The organism is Streptomyces europaeiscabiei (assembly GCF_001550375.1).
In the GTDB taxonomy this organism is placed as follows: Bacteria; Actinomycetota; Actinomycetes; order Streptomycetales; family Streptomycetaceae; genus Streptomyces; species Streptomyces europaeiscabiei.
This window is the reverse complement of sequence record NZ_LRTR01000444.1, coordinates 1-2,740: the sequence shown is the minus strand read 5'-3', so window position 1 is coordinate 2,740 and position 2,740 is coordinate 1. Positions and strand designations below refer to the sequence as shown.

Genomic DNA, 2,740 nt, shown 5'->3' with positions numbered 1-2,740 from the left:
CGCGTGGACCGATGTGGACCAGCGTGCCGTCGACACGGCCCGAGTCCTGGCAGCCGACGCCGTACAGAAGGTCGGCAACGGCCATCCGGGTACGGCGATGAGCCTCGCGCCCGCCGCGTACACCCTCTTCCAGAAGGTGATGCGTCACGACCCCGCCGATCCGGACTGGGTGGGCCGTGACCGGTTCGTCCTGTCCGCGGGCCATTCCTCCCTGACCCTCTACATCCAGCTGTACCTGGGTGGCTTCGGTCTGGAGCTTGCGGACCTGGAGTCCTTCCGCACCTGGGGTTCGAAGACCCCGGGCCACCCGGAGTACGGGCACACCAGGGCCGTCGAGACGACGACCGGGCCGCTGGGCCAGGGTGTGGCCAACGCGGTGGGCATGGCGATGGCCGCCCGCTACGAGCGCGGCCTGTTCGACCCGGATGCGCCGGTGGGCGAGTCGCCGTTCGATCACCACGTCTTCGTGATCGCCGGTGACGGCTGCCTGCAGGAGGGCATCTCCGCCGAGGCGTCCTCGCTGGCGGGCCACCAGAAGCTCGGCAACCTGGTCCTGCTGTGGGACGACAACCACATCTCGATCGAGGGCGACACCGAGACGGCCGTCTCCGAGGACACCGCCAAGCGGTACGAGGCGTACGGCTGGCACGTACAGCGCGTCGAGCCGAAGCCGGACGGCGACCTCGACCCGGCCGCGCTGTTCGAGGCGGTCGAGGCCGCGAAGCTGGTGACGGACAGGCCGTCGTTCATCGCGATGCGCTCGATCATCGCCTGGCCCGCCCCGAACGCGCAGAACACCGAGGCCGCGCACGGCTCGGCACTCGGCGCGGACGAGGTCGCGGCCACCAAGCGCGTCCTGGGCTTCGACCCGGCCAAGGACTTCGAGGTCGCCGACGAGGTCATCGCGCACACGCGCGCCCTGGGCGAGCGCGGCCGTGAGGCCCGTGCCGTCTGGGAGAAGCAGCTCCAGGAGTGGCGCGACAACAACGCCGGGCGGGCCGCGGAGTTCGACCGGATCAGCGCGGGCGAGCTGCCCGGGGGCTGGGAGTCGCACCTGCCGGAGTTCGAGACGGGCAAGAGCGTCGCGACGCGTGCCGCGTCCGGCAAGGTCCTCCAGGCGCTCGGCGCGGTGATCCCGGAGCTGTGGGGCGGCTCGGCCGACCTGGCCGGATCGAACAACACGACGATCGACAAGACGTCGTCCTTCCTCCCGGCGGACAACCCGCTGGCGGAGGCGAACCCCTACGGCCGCACGATCCACTTCGGTATCCGCGAGCACTCCATGGCCGCGGAGATGAACGGCATCGCGCTGCACGGCAACACCCGTGTCTTCGGCGGCACGTTCCTGGTGTTCTCCGACTACATGCGCAACGCCGTGCGCCTGTCCGCGCTGATGCACCTGCCGGTGACGTACGTGTGGACGCACGACTCCATCGGTCTGGGCGAGGACGGCCCGACCCACCAGCCGGTGGAGCACCTGGCCTCCCTGCGGGCCATTCCCGGCCTGAACGTGGTCCGCCCGGCCGACGCCAACGAGACGGCGATCGCCTGGCGCGAGATCCTCAAGCGCTGGACCAAGGAGTTCGGCAAGGGCGCCCCGCACGGTCTGGCGCTGACCCGTCAGGGTGTGCCGACGTACGAGGCCGACGAGGACGCGGCCAAGGGCGGTTACGTCCTGTTCGAGGCCGAGGGCGGCGACGCCGAGGTCATCCTCATCGCCACCGGGTCCGAGGTGCACGTCGCCGTGGAGGCGCGTGAGCGGCTCCAGGCGCAGGGCGTGCCCACCCGGGTGGTGTCCATGCTGTCCGTGGAGTGGTTCGAGGAGCAGGACCAGGGGTACCGGGACAGCGTTCTGCCGCCGGCCGTCAGGGCGCGGGTCGCGGTCGAGGCCGGTATCGGTCTGACCTGGCACCGGTACGTCGGTGACGCCGGTCGCATCGTTTCGCTGGAGCACTTCGGCGCTTCGGCCGACGGCAAGGTCCTCTTCCAGGAGTTCGGCTTCACTGCCGAGAACGTGGCCGCCAAGGCCCGGGAGGCCGTCGCCGCCCTGGACAGCGGCCGCAACCGCGAGCACCACCAGATAGGAGAAGCGACTTCCATGACCAGCGACGCACTCAAGCACCTCTCCGAGGAAGGCGTCGCGATCTGGTTGGACGACCTCTCCCGCAGACGGATCACCTCCGGCGACCTCGCCGAACTGATCAAGCGCAAGCATGTGGTCGGCGTGACCACCAACCCCACCATCTTCGAGCAGGCGGTCGGCAACGGGGACGACTACGCGGACCAGATCCGTGAACTGGCGCTGCGTGGGGTGACGGTCTCCGAGGCCGTCCGCATGATCACGACGGCGGACATGCGCGACGCCGCCGACATCCTGCGCCCGGTCTTCGACGCCACCGGGGGCCGTGACGGCTGGGTTTCCATCGAGGTCGACCCGCGTCTCGCGCACGGTACTGCCGCGACCGTGGCCGAGGCCAAGCAGCTGGCCTGGCTGGTGGACCGGCCCAACACGCTGATCAAGATCCCGGCCACGCTGGGCGGCCTGCCGGCCATCACCGAGGTCATCGGCCTCGGCATCAGCGTCAACGTCACACTGATCTTCTCGCTCGAGCGTTACCGCCAGGTCATGGACGCCTACCTCGCCGGCCTGGAGAAGGCCAAGAGGCGTGGCCTGGACCTCTCCAGGATCCACTCCGTGGCGTCCTTCTTCGTGTCCCGCGTGGACACCGAGATCGACAAG

1 protein-coding gene is annotated in these 2,740 nt (G+C 69.9%); it reads left to right on the top strand.

The window, feature by feature from the left end:
• On the top strand, positions 1-2,740 hold a 2,740-nt coding region (tkt, locus tag AWZ10_RS21510; RefSeq protein ID WP_159058314.1), incomplete at both ends, for a transketolase.